This is a genomic window from Neisseria sicca (assembly GCF_014054945.1).
Lineage (GTDB): Bacteria > Pseudomonadota > Gammaproteobacteria > Burkholderiales > Neisseriaceae > Neisseria > Neisseria sicca.
Genome location: NZ_CP059566.1, coordinates 1,519,600 through 1,540,998 on the forward strand (window position 1 = coordinate 1,519,600; position 21,399 = coordinate 1,540,998).

Consider the following 21,399-nt stretch of genomic DNA (forward strand, 5'->3'; position numbering starts at 1 on the left):
TGAAACGGTTCGGATAGCGGTTTGAAGTTTTTTGCGTTTGTTTGGACCTGTCAGCCCAATTTTTTTAATTCTCGGCTCAAGATGCCGTGTATTTCCAGCGCCGTTTCGTAGCGGTCTTCTTTGGCAGGAACCGGCTCCAGAAAATGCAGCTCCACCTTGCTGGAAGGCTGGCTGATAATCATGCAGATAGATTGCCACAGGCTGGTATCGCCCACATAAGCCGCCTGAAGGTTCGGACTGGTGCCATCAGGATTAGGGTAGCGGCAGAGCATGGGGATAATGGGAACGCCTGCATCGTAGGCGGTTTGGAAAAAGCTGGGCTTGAACGGGAGGATTTCATAACCTTCCGTACTCGTCCCTTCTGGGAAAATGGTTACGGTATCGCCGTTTTTGAGGGCTTCGGTTACCGTGGCGATTTTAGCGGTATTGCCTTTGGTGCCTTTATTGCGTGAAACGTAAACGGTCTGCGCCTGCGTGGCGAGATAGCCGACTACCGGCCATTTGGCGACATCGTCTTTCGCCACAAACCGACCCGGAAATGCGCCGTTGACCGCCATGATGTCCAACCAAGAGATATGGTTGCTGATTAACAACTGTGCCTGCCCTTCCTGAGGCAGCGTGCCGAAGGTTTCCAGCTTCATGCCGCATGAAGCGAGGACGCGCAGCGACCAAATTTGGATGGCACGCAGTTTGCGCCGTTTGCTGTAAAAGGGAAACAGGAAGAACATTTCCGCCATACCGTAAAGCAGGCAAATGCCGATGCAGAGCAGGCGGAAGGTAAAACGTAATTTGGCAATCATAAGGTTGTGGTGTGTGCAATCTTGGTATAGGGTGAGATCGCCCAAATTGATTATGGGTTGATTTCACAATAGTTGAGGTCGTCTGAAAAGGTTTTCAGACGACCTTTTGGTCTTTATGGTTTAGGGGCGAAACGTTGGAGGTAACGGTCTGCCAGGCGGGTGATGTCCATCATGATGAGCACGTCGGCGCAGTTGAACGCTTCATCGACACAAGGCTCGCCGCAGAACCATGCGCCCGCATTGAGGTAGCCTTTAATCAGCGGCGGGACGTCCGGTTTGTCCGACGGGGTAATTTCGTCCCACTTGAGCGGATTGAGCGGCTTGACGCACCATTTTTCAGGCGCGAGGTATTTGGATTTCAGGGCATGATACAGACCCGCCGCATCGCTGCCGCCGTCGTGCATATCAATGCTGCCGCAGCCTATCATGAAGCGCAGGTTTTCGTCTTTCATGAATTTGACCAAACCCGACCACAAAAGCATGACCAAACCGCCGTTGCGATAGTCGGGATGGGTGCAGGCGCGGCCGAGTTCGACGGTTTGCGGCAAAATGTCTTTCAAAGGGGACAAGTCAAATTCGTGTTCGCTATACCAGCCGCCGACTTTTTTGGCGGTTTCTTCGGTAATCAGGCGGTAGCAGCCGATGACTTCTCCGGTTGCGTCGTCAAAAGCCAAAAGGTGGTGGCAATGTTCGTCGTAAGGATCGACATCGCGACCGTCGTCGCTTTCGATTTCTGCACCCAGCTCTTGGGCGAATACTTGATAACGCAAGCGTTGTGCTGCTTCAATTTCCGCCTGCGTTTCCGCAAGGCGCACGCTCAGACCAATTTTGGGGCCGGTTTGGTTGAAACGGCTTTGTGACATGAATTTTCCTGTCTTGTACATTGGATAATCGATTTGCGATTATAGCGGATATAGGCCGGAATTTATATTGAGTTCGGACAAGTGAAGCAAATTAGGGATGAAATGTCTATGCAAAAAGAATTTTTTACAACAGAATGGGGGCAACTGTTTTCAGACGACCCCTCCCCTGTTTTGAAAAAATCTTGCACCCCCTTTCCCCAATACATACAAACCCTTCATTAAAATCCCACCGCATGATTAAGGAAGGCAAAGTGTGTATCAACCAAGCGGTTACCTGAAAAACGTTTTATGTTTTTCGGGTAGCCTCTTGCCAAATTGCCTATTCCTTTCTTATCATTCCGCCCCTCATTTTAATGACAGGAAAACGCATTATGCCCTCCAAAATCTCCATAGGCCGCGCAGCCCTCCTGGCCGGCCTCGTTTGTCTCACTGTCGGCTGTGCCAGCTTGGACAAACGTATGAAACGTTTCGTCGGCAAACCTATCGATGCCGTTATCAAATCCTATGGCGTCAAACCCACAGAAGGTGGAGTCAAATCGGAAAACGACCGCTATGCCTACCTCTGGCGCTATACCTACTATTCCTACGCTGGACGTGAATACGAAGGCAGCAGCCAATACGGACCCATCATTACCAACTACTATAGCAACGTCTGCTACGGACAAGACCAAGACCGCATTTTCTACACTGACGATCAAGGCATCATCGTAGATTATTATTGGCAAAACAGCGATAAATGGCGCGTAAATTGCAGTACTCACCAAATCGGCCGGTATTTCCGAAGATCCCTGTAATCAAACACATCCCTCAAACTACGTTAGCGCGTTTAATATGAAGGAAACAGTTAGCCGCAACGAAACCCAATCCAATTAAACAGTTGGAAAATATAGTGGATTAAATTTAAATCAGGACAAGGCGACGAAGCCACAGACAGTACAGATAGTACGGAACCGATTCACTTGGTGCTTCAGCACCTTAGAGAATCGTTCTCTTTGAGCTAAGGCGAGGCAACGTCGTACTGGCTTAAAGTTAATCCACTATAAGAATGGGACAAGACGGCAAACTTTAAACAGACGGATAATAAAACCGCCCGAATGTTCTGCCAAACAGGACATTCGGGCGGTTTGTTTGCGTTTCTTCAATCAAAAATCGGCTTAGAATTTCCATTCCAGTGATACGGCGTAGTTGCGGCCGGGCGCGCGGTAGCGGTCCAAGCCTTTGCCGTCGCGGTCGACCCCGTTGGTGGTGCTGTAACTGTACAAACCGCGCAGGGAATCCCAAGTGGTGTCTTTGCGGTTGAACAGGTTGTACACGCCCGCACGCAGGGTCAGGTTTTTCACCGGTTTGTAGAAGCCGTACATATCGAACACATAAGCCGATTTGTTCAGCCACGGGTAATCCTGCACTTTTTTCTGCAAAGGCGTACCCCAGCCGTTGTTTTCATAAACGGTGTATTGCGCGTCTTTGGCCTTTTTCGCGCCCAGATAGGTCAGGCGGGAGAACACGCCCCATTTTTCGCTCGGACTTTCATAGTCGATACCGGCAATCACTTTCAGCGGCTGGGTGGACAGCAGGCTGTTGTCGCCCGACAGTTTGCTTTTCGCGTAACCGACTGAACCGAACAGCTTCCAGCCTTCAGGTACGAAAGAGACTACTTTGTCCAGATTCAGACGGCCTGTCAGCTCGATACCGCGGATTCTGGCCTTGTCGATATTCTGCATCTGCCAATCCAGTTTTTCGGTGTAGGGGTCGCTGCACAGACCGTAGTAATAATCCATCTGGGTGCAGCCGGGTTCGCCGCTGGCGGTCAGTTTCCGCTCTTCAGACAGGAAATTGCGGTAGTTGCTTTGATACAGGTTGGCATCCAGCGTACCTTTTTCGCCGCGTCCTTGCAGGGAGAGGGTGTGGGTGGTGCTGCGCTCGGCTTTCAGGTTGGGATTGGGCAGCCAATTACCCGAACCGTGGTTGTAGGTGAAATACACTTCGGACGCATTGGGGACGCGGTAGCCTGAAGTAATGTCGTAACCGACACGCCAAACCGGATTCAGTTGCGCTGCCAAACCGGCGAAACCGCTCCAGCCGCTGTAAGTATTGGGCGCAGGTGGGGTTTTGTCACAGGCATTACAGTTGGCATTCAGTTGTTGCGGCGTCATTTTGGTATGGTCGTAACGGATGCCCGCGCGACTTGAAAATACATCGGTCCATTGGATTTGGTCAGACAGCGAGAAACCGTAGTTGGTGGTTTTCACCGGATGCTGAATCGTGCTGGTCGTGCGGGAAACACGACCGCTGAAGTAATAATCGTCGCGGTTTAAGTTTTCAAAATCACGCCGGCTGGCAAAGGTTTTGAACGACAGGCGATGCTGCCCGCCCAGTTGCAACGGCTGGCTGTCCAAACGCAAAGTGATGCGTTTGAATCGTGTGTCCATGCTGCGGTTGTATATTTCGTCCAAATCCTTCTGATTGTAGTTGCGCGTCCAGGTGGAATAATCCATCGGGAACGAGCCTTTGTTGTTAACCGCCGCCACTTTGGTTTTCTGATAATCGAAGTCTGCCTTCAACAACGACAACCAATTTGAATCAGGCGTCCATTCGTAAAACAGGTTGGCATTGCGCCGTTTGTTTACATCGTCGGCTTCGCGCCAGGAAGAATCGGTCAGGTTATAAGACTCTTCAACCGTGTAATTGTGCCCCTGCTGGCCGTTGAGCGATGCGCCGATACGGTGGTTCTCATTAATCTGATAACCGATTTTGGCCAAGAAGCTGTGGTATTTGTGTTTGGACGGATCAGGAATGCCGCGTGCCGAACCGCGGATATTCGTGCCGCTGCCCTTGCCTTCCACCGCATAGCCGCGGTTGCCCGCGCTTTCGGTTTCATGGCCGCGCCGTTGTGAATACAGCAAGGCTGCATCGACGCTGCCGTTATCCATGCCGAAGCCGACTGTGTTCGTCCATTCGCGGTTGCGGCTGCTGTAACCGTTTTTCATCATCACGCCGAACTGCCGCTCCGGCAGCAGCAAATCACGTCCTTGCAGGGTTTGGTAATTCACACCGCCGCCCAAGGCGCCGCTGCCGGTATTGAAAGAGTCCGCCCCTTTCACGATGTCGATGTTGCGCACCAGTTCAGGGTCGATGGACAAGCGCGAACTGTTGAAATTGCCGTAACGGGCATACAGTGAGTTTTCTTCCGAATCAGGCAGGCTCACGCCGTCAATACTGACGCCGACACGGTTGCCTTCCACGCCACGAATGGCAAAGCCTTTTTGATGGCGGCCGCTGTCGCTCAGACCGACATCGGTGGAATAGCGCACCAAGTCCTTGTTGTCGCGTATCATTTCCTGTTGGATACGGCCGAGGTTGACCCGTTCCACGGCGGCGGGCGCGTTGCGATGCCCTTTTACCGTTACCTGTTTCAGTTCGGCTTGCATGGGCTCGGCAGCCGTTGATTGCGCAGCATTATCCGCCGCAAACACGGGATTGCCGAAAATACTGCCGACAAGGGCGGCAATAGGGAGTATGTGTGATGATTTCATGGTTCAAAACCTCAGAAACAATAAAATTGACCAATATTCAGCTTAATTAAACAATGAAAATTTTTGATAATCATTTATATTTCCATTGAAAGCAATGACGAATATAAATCCCTATAACGGATGGCCAATAAATTTTTAAATACGGAAACGGAAACCGGATAAAAGCGGCCTTCCTTGCCCATACCATATGTAAGGGATTGATATTTCAGACTTCAACTGTTTTCCGGCGCAAAATATTGCGCCGGAAAACATATCGCTGGACTATCAATAGCCCTGCATTTAGTGGCGGTGCGGAACAAAGCCTTCCGGAGCTTCCGCGCCTTCAGGCAGACCGAAGGTTTCGCGCAGAACGACTTTGTAGAACGCAAACGCATCTTTTGCACCTTGAATCGCCTCGGCTTCGGCTTCGGGGCTTAAGTCCAAAGCATTCAAATGTTCGACAAAGGCACGCCAATGTTTGCCGCGTCCGTTCGGATGGGGAGCGAGGTGGCGCGCACCGTGTTCGCCGTTGTAATCCAGCTTTTGCGCGTGTTTAAACAAAAATGCAGCGCCCAAATTGGAACCTTCGGCGCAATACAGCCAGCCGATGGCTTTATTGCCGGTTTCGTGCGGCAGCGGTTTGCCGTATTCGTAAGGCTTGTCGCCCAAATCCGCTAAATCCTGCGTTACCGCATCGTAACGCGCCATGTATTCCAGCTCGGGAATGGCTTTGTTCAACTCAGGGTCTTTATAGATATGATCGACCGCTTTGTGGAACACGGATTGCAGCTTCAAGAATTTGATGTAGTTCTCTTTGTTGGTAAACGGCTCGACAGACATAACCAAATTGTCCACGCTGTCGTGAATGGTAGCGGTTTGCTCTTTCAGCCGTTTGGCAAAGGTCAGCTCTTGTGTTTCGCTCATGTGAATATCCTTTGATGATCTACAAAATTTAATTGACGGTTTTGACGAAACCTGTACAGCAGGTTTTTCAGACGACCTCAAATGAAGGCTGCCCGAATCAATAAAAAATAAGTGATGGGAAATCTGTGTTTGGGAATGGAAATTTATGATTTTGAGATATTTAGGTACAGAATCGTTTACGAATGAACAAATGAAATCTGTCATATTACAAAACAATTTAGGAATATATATCATTTCTATTACATCATCAAGAATTTAACTTGCTATTATTTACATAAATCTGTTGTTTTCGCATATTTGCAACAAATATGGCAAGGGGTCGTCTGAAAGCGTTTCAGACGACCCCGAATTGATTGCAAACAATACTATTCACATAGTCATAATTTATTTTCCAGACACTGTCTCCCCCATATGTAAGCAATTTGGGCTATCCCTATGTTTTCCTTTATAATACCTGCCTCTTTGACCTCTTCCCTCCTCCATGAAACCGATTCCTAGCTATACGCGCTGGTGGCGTTATAAATCCTACCTGCCCGACGCATCGCTGCCGGCGCATACGGTGGATTGCCCGGACTGCGGCAACCGCATGGATATTCCGCGCCTGCGGCAGGGGCAGGAAGCGCATTGTCCGGTGTGCAATCATGAAGTGGTCGAGGTGGAAAACAATCCTTATGTTGCGCCGCTGGCTTACGCGACGACTTCGCTGATTTTGATGGCGTTTGCGTACAGCATGGTTTATATCCGCGTGGAACTCTTCGGCGTAACATCCGTCCTGTCGCTGCCGGAAATGATGCGGCTTTTGATTTATCAGGATTACGGTTTTCTGGCTGAAGTGATGTTCGTCCTCACTTTCGGCGCGCCGGTATTGTTTTTGCTGCTTTGTTTGTACGTTTATACCGCGTTGGTGCGCGAGCGGGCGTATCCTGCGCTGCGGTTTGCGACGCGGGTTTTGGTCAGGCTGCGTCATGCGATTATGGTGGATGTGTTTTTTATTTCCACTTTGGTGGCGTATATCAAGCTCTCGTCTGTGGCGGAGGTTGAATTCGGCTCGGCATTTTATTTGATGTTTGCGCTGTCGGTCATGCTGATTCGGACTTCGGTCTCAATTCCTCAGCATTGGGTTTATTATAAAATCCACAGGCTGACGGGCGGAGATGCGGTGCAAACGGCATCCGAAGACAAAACCTGTTGCAGCCGCTGCCTGTATTTCCGCGACAAAGACGAGCAGCCTTGCGAGGTCTGCGGTGCGGATTTATACCGCCGCCGCCCGAAAAGCCTGAGCATTTCGCTGGCATTTTTGATTGCGGCGTTTATCCTGTATTTCCCCGCAAATATTCTGCCGATTATGATTTCGTCGAACCCTACCGCGCTGGAAGTCAATACGATTTTCAACGGCATTGTGTATATGTGGAACGACGGCGACAGGCTGATTGCGGTGATTATTTTCAGCGCGAGTATTTTGGTGCCGGTATTGAAGATTATCGCGATGGCGGTTTTGATTGCGTCTGCTTATTTCAAACCGCCGATGAGCGCGCCGAAAATGTCGGTGCTTTACCGGATTACCGAATCCATCGGCCGCTGGTCGATGATTGATATTTTTGTGATTATTATTTTGATGAGTTCGTTCCACACCAACATGGCGCGCGTCGTCCCCGGCGGGGCGGCGGTTTATTTCTGCCTGGTGGTGGTATTGACCATGCTGTCTGCCTATTATTTCGACCCCCGCCTGATTTGGGACAGGCAGCAGCAGCTTTCAGACGACCCCGATTCCGACGATAACCAGAAACAATGAAAAAACACGATTCTTCTCAAACACATCGCGTACCCGCGCGTGTCAAAAAAACCAATGTCTTCACATCTATCGTGTGGCTGATTCCGCTGATTGCGCTGATTGCGGGCGGCTGGCTGCTGGTAAAGGACATCCGCAACCGAGGTCCGGTCGTCACGCTTTTGATGGACAGCGCGGAAGGCATTGAAGTCAACAATACGGTGATTAAAGTGTTGAACGTCGATGTCGGACACGTTACCCGCATCAAGCTGCGCGACGACCAAAAAGGCGTGGAAGTCACCGCCCAGCTTAACGCCGATGCGAAAGACCTCATCCGCAGCGATACGCAGTTTTGGGTGGTGAAACCGCGTATCGACCAAAGCGGTGTAACCGGTTTGAGCACGCTCCTGTCCGGCTCGTATATCGCGTTTACGCCGGGCAAAAGCAATGAAACGAAGGATGTATTTGAAGTGCAGGACATCCCGCCGATTGCCGCCATCGGGCAAAGCGGTCTGCGCCTGAAGCTGGTCGGTCAAAACGACAAAATCCTCAATGTCAGCAGCCCGGTGCTTTATGAAAACTTTATGGTCGGGCAGGTGGAAAGCGCGCATTTCGAGCCTGCCGACCAAACCGTGCATTACACCATCTTCATCCAAAGCCCGAACGACAAACTGATTAATTCGGAAAGCCGCTTTTGGCTGGAGAGCGGCATCAATATCGAAACCACGGGCAGCGGCGTAAAACTCAATTCCGCCCCTCTGCCCGCCTTGCTGTCCGGCGCGATTTCGTTTGATTCGCCGAAAACCAAAAACAGCAAAAATGTGAAAAGCGAAGACAGTTTCACGCTTTACGACAGCCGCAGCGAAGTGGCAAACCTGCCCGACGACCGTTCGTTGTATTACACCGCGTTTTTCAAACAGTCCGTGCGCGGTCTGACTGCCGGTTCGCCTGTCGAATATAAAGGACTGAATGTCGGTGTGGTTTCCGACGTTCCCTATTTTGACCGAAACGACAGCCTGCATCTGTTTGAAAACGGCTGGATTCCCGTGCGCATCCGCATCGAGCCGTCGCGTATGGAAATCAATGCCGACGAACAAAGCAAAGAACATTGGAAACAACAATTCCAAGCCGCTTTGGGTAAAGGTCTGACCGCCACCATTTCCAGCAACAATTTGATTACCGGCAGCAAAATGGTCGAATTGACCGACCAGCCTTCGTCTTCACCCAAGCTGCGACCGCACACCGTTTACGCAGGCGATACCGTCATTGCCACACAAGGCGGCGGTTTGGATGATTTGCAGGCAAAAGTGGCGGATTTGTTAGAGAAATTCAACAATCTGCCGTTGGATAAAACCGTTGCCGGGTTGAACGGTTCGCTTGCCGAACTCAAATCCACCCTCAAATCCGCCAATGCCGCCCTAAGCTCCATTGACAAACTGGTCGGCAAACCACAAACGCAAAACATTCCGAACGAGCTGAACCAAACCCTGAAAGAATTGCGCCAGACCCTGCAAGGCGTATCGCCGCAATCGCCCATCTACGGCGACGTGCAAAATACCCTGCAAAGCCTGGATAGAACCCTCAGAGACGTACAGCCCGTCATTAATACTTTGAAAGAAAAACCCAATGCGCTGATTTTTAACAGCAGCAGCAAAGACCCCATCCCGAAAGGAAGCCGATAATGCGCCTCTTCCCGATTGCCGCCGCCCTGACGCTTGCCGCCTGCGGCACCGCGCAAAGCCCGCAATATTTCGTCCTGCCCGACAGCCAATACATCCGGCCGGCGGCGCAAGGCAGTGAAATCGCGGTCAAAGTCAACCTTGCCGAACCGCTTGCCAGCGGCGGCCTCGTTTATCAAACCGACGCGTATCACGTGAATCTGGCGAAGAACCACCTTTGGGCAGCGCCGCTCGACGGCGCGTTGGCGGCGAACTTCAGCAACAAACTCAACCGCCTCAACCCGCGCCATACTTTCGTTCCCGCCTCACGCAGTCAAAGCGGCCAAACCCTGAAAATCTATGTTGAAGCCTTCCAAGGCAGCTATCAGGGTCAGACTACCGTCAGCGGCTACGCCCTGTGGCCGGACGGACGCAACAAACCGTTTGACGTTACCACCCCGCAACAAGGCGATGGCTATACCGCCATGCTGAAATCTTTGGAAAACGGTTTGAACGAAGCGGCAAAAAGCATCGCCTATTGATGAGGTCGTCTGAAAACCCCTGTTGTGGGTTTTGCCAAAACCATTCATCGTGCAAAAGGAAGAAATATGCAAAACATCACGCTCTATACCCATCCCTTTTCACGCGGCAGATACGTCGTATGGATGCTCAAAGAATGCGGCGCGGAATACACCGTCGTACCCGTCCAGTTCGGCACGCAAATGAAATCCGCCGAATATCTCGCCATCAATCCACAAGGTCAAGTCCCCGCACTCAAATTCGGTGATGCCGTACTGACCGAATCGACCGCCATCATTACCTTTTTGGCAGAACAGTTCCCCGACAAACACCTCATCCCCGCCGCAGGTACGGTGGAGCGCGGCGAATACTACCGCTGGATGTGCATATTGATGCACCTCGAATACGCAGCCTTCAACAAACTGCACAACCTGCCCGTCGATACGCCCGAATGCCGCCGCCAAATCGGTTACGGCGATTTCGATACCGCATGGAACACATTGCGCGAACACTTGAAAAACCGCGACTACATCGTCGGCAACAGCTTTACCGCGATGGATTTGTACTGCTCCGCGCTGATTCTGCACTTAACGCAAAATTGGAAAGTGTTGCCCGCCGATGAAACCGACGTATTGCAACGCTACGCCGCCAAACATCTCGCCCGCCCCGCTTTCGCCGAAACTACGGCATGGATGCTGGAAACCGCCGCCCAAATGCCGCCGGTGGCATAAATCAAGATTATTAGAACCGAAAGGTCGTCTGAAACCTACTGCGCGGGTTTCGCCAAAAACATTCACAACGCAAAAGGAAAAGACATGCAAGACATCACGCTCTACACCCATCCCTTTTCACGCGGCACATACGTCGTATGGATGTTGAAAGAATGCGGCGCGGAATACACCGTCGTCCCCATCCAATTCGGCGCACAGATTCAGTCCGCCGAATATCTCGCCATCAATCCCCAAGGGCGGGTTCCCGCGCTCAAATTCGGCGATACCGTATTGACCGAATCGCTCGCCATCATTACCTTTTTGGCGGAACAGTTCCCCGACAAACACCTCATCCCTGCCGCAGACACATTGGAACGCGGCGAATACTACCGCTGGATGTGCCTGTCGCTTCACCTCGAATACGCAGCCTTCAACAAACTGCACAACCTGCCTGTCGATACGCCCGAGCGCCGCCGCCAAATCGGTTACGGCGATTTTGATACCGCATGGAACACCTTGCGCGAACACTTGAAAAACCGCGACTACATTATCGGCAACAGCTTTACCGCGCTGGATCTGTACTATTCCGGGCTGATTCTGCTCTTAACGCAAAACTTTAAAGTATTGCCCGCCGATGAAACCGATATATTGCAACGCTACGCCGCCAAACATCTCGCCCGTCCCGCCTTTGCCGAAACCATGGCATGGGCGCAGGAAACCGTTGCCCAAATGCCGCCTGCGGAATAAATTAAGGCTATTAAAACAAAAAGGTCGTCTGAAAACCCGATTGAGAAAGGTTTTCAGACGACCTTTTATCAGACGATTGGAAAATCAGTATTTCACCGAATCATTACCGCTGTTTTTTTGGATAAATTCAATTTTATAACCGTCAGGATCTTCCACAAAAGCAATAACGGTCGTGCCGTGCATCATCGGTCCCGCCTCGCGCACAACTTTGCCGCCTTTTTGTCTGACCCGTTCGCAAGCCTCATACGCATCATCCACTTCCACTGCGATATGACCGTAAGCGTTGCCGATATCGTAGCTTTCCGTATCCCAGTTGTGCGTCAATTCCAGTACGGTATTTTCGGCTTCATTACCATAACCGACAAACGCCAAAGTAAACCGTCCTTCAGGATAATCGTGGCGGCGCAGCAAAGACATGCCTAAAACATTTTGATAGAAGTCCAAAGATTTTTCGAGGTTGCCAACGCGCAACATCGTATGGAGCAGTCGCATAATGTATTCCTTTTATATTGTTTTAAAAACAGATTTTATCATAGTTCGCCCTAAGCGCCGATTGTCTGCACGGAACGAAATAGCGACACATTTTATCCATAAGAAACAACTTTTTCATCCGTCAGGCAGCCATCCTCGTTTTTCAGACGACCTTGCTTTATAATTATGCTTTATGTGTTTTTCAGAACTATCATGAAGTTAAGACAAACAGCCGCTCTTTTATGGCTGTCCATCCTCTCTTTGCCGGCATTTGCCATCGATTTCGGCCGCATCCCTCAAGACGAAATTTCCGTGTATGTTCAAGAATTGGACAGCGGAAACGTCTTGGTCGACCACCGTTCGAATGTGCCGGTCAACCCCGCATCGACCATGAAGCTGGTTACAGCATTTGCCGCATTTAAAGCCTTGGGCGGCGATTACCGCTGGACGACCCAATTCAAAAGCGACGGCACGATTCAAGGCGACACCTTGCAAGGCGATATTTATTGGATCGGCAGCGGAGACCCTGTTTTCGACCAAGAAGGCTTGGTCGGGATGCAGCAGCAATTGCGCGATAAAGGCATACGCAAAATCACCGGCGGCTTGGTACTCGACCGCCATTTATGGGGAGATATTCAAAATCCGAGCGATTTCGAATCCGATGTCGGCTCTCTATTTATGACGCCGCCCGACCCGCATATGCTGGCTTACAAAGTCGTATCGGTCAAACCGGAACGCAATGACATGGGCGGTGTGGATCTTGTGACCAACCCGCCCCTTCCCGATATTAAAATCGACAACAAAATCAACGTCACGTCATCAAACGCATCCTGCAAAGCCTTACAAAACCATATGCGCGCAAACTACAAAGGCGGCGTATTGCATGTTTCCGGCAAAGTTCCGGAATCGTGTTTGGGCAGTGAAATGTACGTCAACATGTTGAACATGCGTGAATTTGTACAAAAGAGCTTTATCAACCAATGGCGTTATTCAGGCGGAGAAATTACCGACGGTATCAGGGCCGCATCCGTACCGCCTCATGCCAAAACGCTGTCAGTACACCAATCCAAACCCATGTCTGCCATTTTGACGGACATGAACAAATATTCGAATAATCTGATTGCGCGTTCCGTATTCCTGAAATTGGGAGGCGAGCATTCCGGCAACTCCGCCTTGCAGCAAGCCTCTTCAGCCGTAAAACGTGAATTGGCTACCGCGGGCGTAGATACGGAAAACTTGGTCTTGGAAAACGGTTCGGGCCTATCCCGCCGTGAACGCGTCAGCGCCAATATGTTGGCGCAAATGCTGGAAAAAGCCTATTTCAGCCCGTTCAAACAAGACTTCATCGATACCTTACCCATTGCCGGCAAAGACGGCACGCTGAAATACCGTCTCAAACAGGCAGGCCCTGCCCTGCGCCTGAAAACGGGCACGCTCAAAGATGTACGCGCCCTCGCCGGATATTGGCTGGGAGACAAACCCATGATCGTGGTGGTGGTGATTAACAGTCCGAATGCAACCAACTATCTGAATGATTTGGATAAACTGGTTTCAAAAATCGTACAGCCCGGCGGTGACGCTTGGATTGATGCGAAAATGAAGTGCGCAGAACGGATGGAAGCTTAAAAAGCATCAAAACACTTCAGGCAGCCGGAGAAATGACTTTCCGGCTGCCTGAAGTGTTTTTCAGAGGTCGCAAATCCTACTGTTCCGTTTTACTGAACGAAGCGGGTCACGAATCGGCTTTACCTTTATTTTTCTTGTCCGGGAAAATGAAGGAAGCGGCAATCCCGCAGGTCAGCACAACCAAAACAACCAGCAAAGACGTATTGGGCGAAATGTCCCATCCGTGATGGAACATATGATTGCTCGCCGACAATCCCAGCTTGGCAGCAATGAAAAACAGCAATACGACCACAGCTTTTTCCAAATGAACCAAATAGCCCTTCAACGCTTCCAATACGAAATAAAGCGTACGCAAGCCCAAAATGGCGAACATCATGGCGCTGTAAACAATCAACGGTTCTTTAGATACGGCAATCACCGCAGGTACGCTGTCAAACGCGAACATCACGTCCGACAACTCAATCACTGCCAAACATAAAAACAGCGGCGTCGCGACCAACTGCCCTTTACGCATTTTCTGAGGATGGTTATTTTCAGGATGCTTGAGGTCTTCACCCGCCGGCTCAAGCCGCACCTCGGGATATTGCTCATGCGCTTTTTTCAACTCCTCGCCTTTTAAGAAAAAATGGCTGCCGTAAAGACGGGGAAACACAGGGAAAAAGCGATGGACTGCACGATATGCCAAATGTTCGGAATAATCGGCATCTTCTTCGCCCTCCTCTTCATCCCGACGCAGCATCATAACGGCGGTATAGCCGACAATGACGGCAAAAACCACTTCCACAATCGGCCCCAATGCCAACAGTCCGGCACCGATGGCGACAAAAATCATGCGGAAAATAATCGCGCCGATAATCCCCCAGTACAAAACGCGGTGGCGCAGGCCCTCAGGCACTTTAAACCAAGCAAAAACCGCCATCATTAAAAACAGATTATCTACGGACAATACTTTTTCCAAAGCATAGCCGGTAAAGAACAGGCTGGCAGCTTCACTGCCGTGATGAACCCATAAAAATGCGCCGAACAAAATCGATATCAATACCCAAAACAACGACCATATCGCGGCACTTTTCAGCGACATCGGTTTGTTGTCCCTATGGGCGAATAAATCGATGGCAATCGCGCCCACAGACAAAATCACGAAAACGGCGACGGTTTCAATGGGGAAACCCAAATGGTTCATAAAAAGCCTTTGTTATCAAAATAAAGCGTAAGTATAGTGAAACAACGCGGAATAATATAGAGAAATCCAATAAAGATAATGTAATATAGTGGATTAACTTTAAACCAGGGCGGCGTTACCTCGCCTTAGCTCAAAGAGAACGATTCTCTAAGGTGCTGAAGCACCAAGTGAATCGGTTCCGTACTATCTGTACTGTCTGCGGCTTCGTCACCTTGTCCTGATTTAAATTTAATCCACTATATTTCCGACAACCGGCACAAACCGGATTCCGCTCTTTATCCACGCCCAACAGACCAGTAAGGGGTCGTCTGAAAATTTCAGACGACCCCTTGCCTTGCCTCATCGACTTCCTAAACCCTATCCGATTTATAGTGGATTAACTTGTTGTCTGATTACATTCAATCCGCATCCGTTTCCAAATGCTTCAGAAAGATAGTTTCAAGCCTATTTAAATGCAATATTTTTCAAGATAATTTGTAAACTAATGTTTTTAATATGGTTTGAAAAATATTTCAGTAAAACCGGCAAGCAACGGTCATCATGAGCTTTGCAAGCCTACTGTTTTCAGGTATCCTCAAACGGATTATTTACAATTTAATATGTTTTAATTACATATCTAATTGAATTAATAAATGATTTATTTCTAACAAGCTACAAAAAATAGAAATTTCCGCTGTATTTTAATTAGAAAAATGTTTGGGCGTGGATTGCCTGCAATTTCATCAACCCGTGATTTTGAAGTTTTAGATGAGGAATAGTACATGAATCCCATGTATATCACTTTTGCAATCTATCTGATTGCCGTTCTCTTGATTGGTCTGGCCGCGTATTTCTCCACGCGCAATTTCGATGATTATATTTTGGGCGGGCGCAGCTTGGGTCCGTTTGTTACGGCGATGTCGGCGGGTGCGTCCGATATGTCGGGTTGGCTTTTGATGGGTCTGCCCGGCGAGATTTATCTTTACGGTTTGAATAAATCTTGGATTGCCATCGGTTTGGTGATCGGCGCGTATTTCAACTGGCTTTTGCTAGCTGGTCGTCTGCGCGTTCATACCGAACATGCCAATAACGCGCTGACGCTGCCGGATTATTTCTTCCACCGCTTCGGCGCGGGCGGACATTTGATGAAAGTGGTTTCCGCGCTGATTATTCTGTTTTTCTTCACGATTTATTGCGCTTCGGGCATTGTGGCGGGGGCAACCTTATTCCAAAGCCTGTTTGAAGGCATGACTTACAAGCAGGCGATGTGGCTGGGTGCGGGTGCAACCATTGCCTATACCTTCTTGGGCGGATTCTTGGCGGTCAGCTGGACGGATACGCTGCAAGCTTCTTTGATGATTTTTGCGCTGATTTTGACACCTATGATGGTGTATTTGGGTCTGGGCGGTGCAGAACAAATGTCTGCCGCGATTCAAAGCGTTGCCGCAAGTACAGGCAAGGAATATAACAGTCTGCTTGCCGGTACGACCGTCATCGGCATTATTTCCACCGCCGCATGGGGCTTGGGCTATTTCGGTCAGCCGCACATTTTGGCGCGCTTTATGGCGGCTGAAAGCGCGAAATCACTGGTGTCCGCACGCCGCATCGGTATGACTTGGATGGTGTTGTGTCTGGCAGGCGCAGTGGCGGTCGGTTATTTCGGCATTGCGTATTTTGGTGCCAATCCTGACCAAACCGCTTCCATGCACGGCAACCACGAACGTATCTTCATCGCGCTTTCTACTCTGCTGTTCAACCCTTGGATTGCAGGCATTATTTTGAGCGCGATTTTGGCGGCGGTCATGTCCACTTTGTCTTGCCAGCTTTTGGTTTGCTCCAGCGCGATTACCGAAGACTTCTACAAAGGCTTTTTGCGTAAAAATGCGCCGCAATCAGAATTGGTATGGGTGGGCCGTCTGATGGTATTGGCGATTGCCATTATCTCTATTCTGATTGCGTCCGACCCTAAGAGCAAAGTTTTAGGCTTGGTATCTTATGCGTGGGCAGGTTTCGGCGCGGCGTTCGGTCCGATTGTGATTCTGTCGGTATTGTGGAAACGCATTACGGCATACGGTGCTTTGTCGGGCATGATTGCCGGCGCGCTGACTGTGGTGGCGTGGGCGGAGTGGGTCAAAAAACCTGCTTTGACAGCAAATGAAACCGGTCTTTTGACCATGTACGAAATCGTCCCCGGCTTTATCGCCTGCTTGGTGGTCGCTATTATCGTTTCACTTGTCGACAAAGAGCCGTCTCGTGAAATCCAAGAACGTTTTGAAAAAGCGGACACAGAATACCGCGAGGCGAAATAAGTGTTTTCAGACGACCTGCCGTTGACCGTAGGTCGTCTGAATTTTTATACGGGAAGGCAGGTTTTATTTTTATATTGATGCTCATGCGGATAATGCGGTCTTTTAGCTTTATCTGCTTTTTATCAAAGCAAAAAATCCTGTTTTTGAGATAAATTGCTTGTCCGGCCCTTATAAATTTATTAAGATATTATCTATATGCTTTAAATCTTTTCAGACGACCTCGAAAAGGGATGGGGTCGTCTGAAAATCATCATAAAAACTTTGGAGAACCTTAAAATGTTTGACTTTGCTTTTCCGACACAAACGCCACTGCGCCAAGCGATTACCGATGCTTACCGCCGCGACGAAATCGAAGCCGTTCAGGATATGCTGCAACGCGCCCAGATGAGCGATGAGGAGCGTCGGGCGGCGTCCGAACTCGCGCGCCGTTTGGTTACGCAGGTTCGTGCCAGCCGCACCAAAGCCAGCGGGGTGGATGCGCTGATGCACGAGTTTTCGCTCTCCAGCGAAGAAGGCATTGCGCTGATGTGTCTGGCGGAGGCTTTGCTGCGCATTCCCGACAATGCGACGCGCGACCGCCTGATTGCCGACAAAATTTCCGAAGGCAACTGGAAAAGCCATTTGAACAACAGCCCGTCCCTGTTCGTCAACGCCGCCGCATGGGGCTTGCTGATTACCGGCAAACTGACCGCGCCGAGCGACAAGCAGATGGGTTCGGCTCTGAACCGCCTCGTCAGCAAAGGCGGCGCACCCCTGATCCGCCAAGGCGTGAACTACGCCATGCGCCTGTTGGGCAAGCAGTTTGTTACCGGACAAACCATTGAAGAAGCGCTGCAAAACGGCAAAGAGCGCGAAAAAATGGGCTACCGCTTCTCCTTCGATATGTTGGGCGAAGCCGCCTTCACCCAAGAAGATGCCGACCGCTATTACAACGACTACGTCCAAGCCATTCACGCCATCGGTAAAGACGCCGCCGGACAAGGCGTCTATGAAGGCAACGGCATTTCCGTCAAACTTTCCGCCATCCATCCGCGCTACTCGCGCGCCCAACACGAACGCGTGATGAGCGAACTCTTACCTCGTCTGAAAGAGCTGTTCCTTTTGGGTAAAAAATACGATATCGGTATCAATATCGACGCCGAAGAAGCCAACCGTTTGGAGCTGTCTTTGGATTTGATGGAAGCACTCGTTTCCGACCCCGATTTGGCAGGTTACAAAGGCATCGGCTTTGTCGTTCAGGCATACCAAAAACGCTGCCCCTTCGTCATCGACTATCTGATTGACCTTGCCCGCCGCAACAACCAAAAACTGATGATCCGCCTCGTCAAAGGCGCGTACTGGGACAGCGAAATCAAATGGGCGCAAGTGGACGGCTTGGACGGCTATCCGACCTACACCCGCAAAGTCCATACCGACATCTCCTACCTCGCCTGCGCGCGCAAACTGCTGGACGCGCAAGACGCCGTGTTCCCGCAATTCGCCACCCACAACGCCTACACCTTGGGCGCGATTTACCAAATGGGCAAAGGCAAAGACTTTGAACACCAATGCCTGCACGGCATGGGCGAAACCTTGTACGACCAAGTGGTCGGCCCGCAAAACTTAGGCCGCCGCGTGCGCGTGTACGCCCCGGTCGGTACACACGAAACCCTGCTCGCCTACTTGGTGCGCCGCCTGTTGGAAAACGGCGCGAACTCGTCGTTCGTCAACCAAATCGTCGATGAAAACATCAGCATCGACACGCTGATCCGCAGCCCGTTCGACACCATCGCTGAACAAGGCATCCACCTGCACAACGCCTTGCCGCTGCCGCGCGATTTGTACGGCAGGGGTCGTCTGAATTCTCAAGGCGTCGATTTCAGCAACGAAACCGTGTTGCAACAGCTTCAAGAAAAACTCAACCGCGCCGCCGCGCAAGACTTCCATGCCGCATCCATTATCAACGGCAAAGCCCGCGATGTCGGCGAAGCGCAACCGATTAAAAACCCCGCCGACCACGACGACATCGTCGGCACAGTCAGCTTTGCCGATGCCGCGCTTGCCCAAGAAGCCGTCGGTGCAGCCGTTGCCGCGTTTCCTGAATGGAGCGCGACGCCAGCCGCCGAGCGCGCCGAATGCCTGCGCCGCTTCGCCGATTTGCTGGAGCAGCACACCCCCGCGCTGATGATGCTTGCCGTGCGCGAAGCCGGTAAAACGTTGAACAACGCCGTCGCCGAAGTGCGCGAAGCCGTCGACTTCTGCCGCTACTACGCAGGAGAAGCCGAAAACACCCTGCCCAAAGACGCCAAAGCCGTCGGCGCCATCGTCGCCATCAGCCCGTGGAACTTCCCGCTCGCCATCTTTACCGGCGAAGTCGTTTCCGCATTGGCAGCCGGTAACACCGTTATCGCCAAACCTGCCGAACAAACCAGCCTGATTGCCAGCTACGCCGTTTCCCTGATGCACGAAGCAGGCATCCCGACTTCCGCCTTGCAACTTGTCCTCGGCGCAGGCGATGTCGGCGCAGCGCTGACAGGCGACCCGCGCATCGGTGGCGTGATTTTCACCGGCTCAACCGAAGTGGCGCAACTGATTAACAAAGCCCTTGCCAAACGCGACGACAGCCCCGTATTGATTGCCGAAACCGGCGGTCAAAACGCCATGATTGTCGATTCTACCGCGCTGCCCGAGCAAGTTTGCTTGGACGTGCTCAACTCCGCCTTCGACAGCGCGGGACAACGCTGCTCCGCCCTGCGTATCCTTTGCGTTCAAGAAGATGTTGCCGACAAGATGCTCGCCATCATCAAAGGCGCGATGGACGAATTGGTCGTCGGCAAACCCGTTCAACTTACCACCGACGTAGGCCCCGTCATCGATTCTGAAGCGCAGCAAAACCTGCAATCGCACATCAACAAAATGAAAGGCGTTGCCAAGTCTTACCACGAAGTCAAAGCCGCCTCCGACGTTGATCCTGCGAAATCCACTTTCGTGCTGCCGATTTTGTTCGAACTCAACAATTTGAACGAACTCACCCGCGAAGTCTTCGGTCCCGTCCTGCACGTTGTCCGCTACCGTGCCGACGAACTTGACCAAATCATCGACCAAATCAACAGCAAAGGCTACGCGCTCACCAGCGGCGTACACAGCCGTATCGAAGGTACGGTCAAACGCATCCGCGAACGCATCGAAGCGGGTAACGTTTACGTCAACCGCAACATCGTCGGCGCCGTCGTCGGCGTACAACCGTTCGGCGGACACGGTATGTCAGGTACAGGTCCGAAAGCAGGCGGTTCGTTCTATCTGCAAAAACTGACCCGCATCCCCGAATGGGTTGCCCCGCCGCTGAGCCGTATCGGACAAGCGGACGAAGTCGCGCTCAAACGCCTTGAAGCCCTGATTCACAAGCTGCCGTTTAATGCGGAAGAGAAAAAAGCAGCGGCATCAGCATTGGGACACGCCCGCATCCGCACCCTGCGCCAAGCAGAATCCGTCTTGGTCGGACCGACCGGCGAACGCAACGCCATGAGCTGGCGCGCGCCCAAACGCGTCTGGGTACACGGCGGCAGCCTCCTGCAAGCCTTCTGCGCCCTGACCGAACTTGCCGCCGCAGGCATCGTAACCGTCGTCGAACCCGACAGCCCGCTTGCCTCTTACACCGCCGACCTCGAAGGCCTGTTGCAAGTCAACAGCAAACCTGAAAGCACGGGTGTGCACCACGTCGCCGCCCTAAGCCCGCTGGACAGCAGCCGCAAGCAAGAGCTGGCAAAACGCGACGGCGCACTCATCCGCATCCTCCCGTCCGAACAAGGCTTGGACATCCTGCAAGTGTTTGAAGAAATTTCTTGCAGCGTCAACACCACAGCCGCCGGCGGCAACGCCAGCCTGATGGCCGTTTCTGACTAAAAGGACTGAATAAACGCCAGAGCGTTTGAACAAAGGTCGTCTGAAAACGTTAGCAAAACCCGCTAAGTCCGTTTTCAGACGACCTTTTTATGCTTTGATGAAAAGTCGGATTCGGTATAGTGGATTAACTTTAAATCAGGACAAGGCGACGAAGCCGCAGACAGTACAGATAGTACGGAACCGATTCACTTGGTGCTTCAGCACCTTAGAGAATCGTTCTCTTTGAGCTAAGGCAAGGCAACGCCGTACTGGTTTAAAGTTAATCCACTATAACTTATGCCTTCAAAAATGAAGCAGAAATTTGAGCGATATCGCGGATAAGATGAGGAGGCAACTTATTCCGGTTATTTCGACAAATAGGGATAACGGCAGGCAAATACCCTACTTCTATTTCAATTCGCATCAACAAAAAAGGAAGAAACCGAGGTTTCTTCCTTTTGCATTTAAG

At 51.1% G+C, this 21,399-nt stretch carries 15 protein-coding genes; 9 read left to right on the top strand and 6 right to left on the bottom strand.

The features are described 5' to 3' along the window. Nucleotides 1-50 precede the first annotated feature (50 nt). Entirely contained in the window at nt 51-800 is a 750-nt protein-coding gene (locus H3L95_RS07395; protein WP_003756032.1) for a lysophospholipid acyltransferase family protein, read from the bottom strand. A 113-nt stretch (nt 801-913) separates the two neighbouring features. After that, nucleotides 914-1,663 (bottom strand): GNAT family N-acetyltransferase, encoded by a 750-nt coding sequence (locus tag H3L95_RS07400; protein WP_003769049.1) that lies wholly within the window; start codon nt 1,661-1,663, stop codon nt 914-916. A 371-nt stretch (nt 1,664-2,034) separates the two neighbouring features. Here H3L95_RS07400 and H3L95_RS07405 point away from each other — a divergent pair, with 371 nt between their 5' ends. Further along, complete coding sequence (locus H3L95_RS07405; RefSeq protein ID WP_003769066.1) at nt 2,035-2,457, top strand: hypothetical protein; 423 nt, start codon at nt 2,035-2,037, stop codon at nt 2,455-2,457. 360 nt (nt 2,458-2,817) lie between these two features. Here H3L95_RS07405 and H3L95_RS07415 read toward each other — a convergent pair whose 3' ends face one another. Then, nucleotides 2,818-5,196, bottom strand: coding sequence for a TonB-dependent hemoglobin/transferrin/lactoferrin family receptor (locus H3L95_RS07415; protein ID WP_003756026.1), 2,379 nt, complete (start codon nt 5,194-5,196; stop codon nt 2,818-2,820). A 279-nt stretch (nt 5,197-5,475) separates the two neighbouring features. Further along, complete coding sequence (locus H3L95_RS07420; protein ID WP_003756024.1) at nt 5,476-6,099, bottom strand: biliverdin-producing heme oxygenase; 624 nt, start codon at nt 6,097-6,099, stop codon at nt 5,476-5,478. A gap of 481 nt (nt 6,100-6,580) precedes the next feature. Here H3L95_RS07420 and H3L95_RS07425 point away from each other — a divergent pair, with 481 nt between their 5' ends. From H3L95_RS07425 to H3L95_RS07445, 5 genes are all read left to right on the top strand, one after another. Beyond that, a complete protein-coding gene (locus H3L95_RS07425) occupies nt 6,581-7,891 on the top strand; it encodes a paraquat-inducible protein A (protein WP_003776766.1) in 1,311 nt (436 codons plus the stop codon). Continuing rightward, a complete protein-coding gene (gene pqiB, locus H3L95_RS07430; RefSeq protein WP_003756017.1) occupies nt 7,888-9,549 on the top strand; it encodes an intermembrane transport protein PqiB in 1,662 nt (553 codons plus the stop codon). The genes H3L95_RS07425 and pqiB overlap by 4 nt, the downstream gene beginning before the upstream one ends. Next, nucleotides 9,549-10,067 (top strand): PqiC family protein, encoded by a 519-nt coding sequence (locus H3L95_RS07435; protein WP_003756013.1) that lies wholly within the window; start codon nt 9,549-9,551, stop codon nt 10,065-10,067. The genes pqiB and H3L95_RS07435 overlap by 1 nt, the downstream gene beginning before the upstream one ends. A gap of 66 nt (nt 10,068-10,133) precedes the next feature. Then, entirely contained in the window at nt 10,134-10,775 is a 642-nt protein-coding gene (locus tag H3L95_RS07440) for a glutathione S-transferase family protein (protein WP_003756011.1), read from the top strand. Between the two features lie 84 nt (nt 10,776-10,859). Continuing rightward, complete coding sequence (locus tag H3L95_RS07445) at nt 10,860-11,501, top strand: glutathione S-transferase family protein (RefSeq protein WP_003756009.1); 642 nt, start codon at nt 10,860-10,862, stop codon at nt 11,499-11,501. A gap of 84 nt (nt 11,502-11,585) precedes the next feature. Here H3L95_RS07445 and gloA read toward each other — a convergent pair whose 3' ends face one another. Then, nucleotides 11,586-11,993, bottom strand: a complete 408-nt coding sequence (gene gloA / locus H3L95_RS07450) for a lactoylglutathione lyase (RefSeq protein ID WP_003756006.1) — start codon at nt 11,991-11,993, stop codon at nt 11,586-11,588. Nucleotides 11,994-12,158: 165 nt separating this feature from the next. Here gloA and dacB point away from each other — a divergent pair, with 165 nt between their 5' ends. Next, a complete protein-coding gene (dacB, locus tag H3L95_RS07455) occupies nt 12,159-13,598 on the top strand; it encodes a D-alanyl-D-alanine carboxypeptidase/D-alanyl-D-alanine endopeptidase (RefSeq protein ID WP_003756002.1) in 1,440 nt (479 codons plus the stop codon). A gap of 106 nt (nt 13,599-13,704) precedes the next feature. Here the strand turns inward: dacB and H3L95_RS07460 are convergent, their stop codons facing one another. Further along, nucleotides 13,705-14,781 (bottom strand): TerC/Alx family metal homeostasis membrane protein, encoded by a 1,077-nt coding sequence (locus tag H3L95_RS07460; protein ID WP_003756000.1) that lies wholly within the window; start codon nt 14,779-14,781, stop codon nt 13,705-13,707. A gap of 761 nt (nt 14,782-15,542) precedes the next feature. Between H3L95_RS07460 and putP the strand changes: the two genes are divergently transcribed. Continuing rightward, the gene (gene putP, locus H3L95_RS07465) at nt 15,543-17,069 is read left to right on the top strand and encodes a sodium/proline symporter PutP (protein ID WP_003755997.1); all 1,527 of its coding nucleotides are present in this window, start codon (nt 15,543-15,545) and stop codon (nt 17,067-17,069) included. Between the two features lie 276 nt (nt 17,070-17,345). Further along, entirely contained in the window at nt 17,346-20,951 is a 3,606-nt protein-coding gene (gene putA, locus H3L95_RS07470) for a bifunctional proline dehydrogenase/L-glutamate gamma-semialdehyde dehydrogenase PutA (protein ID WP_003755993.1), read from the top strand. Nucleotides 20,952-21,399: the final 448 nt, after the last annotated feature.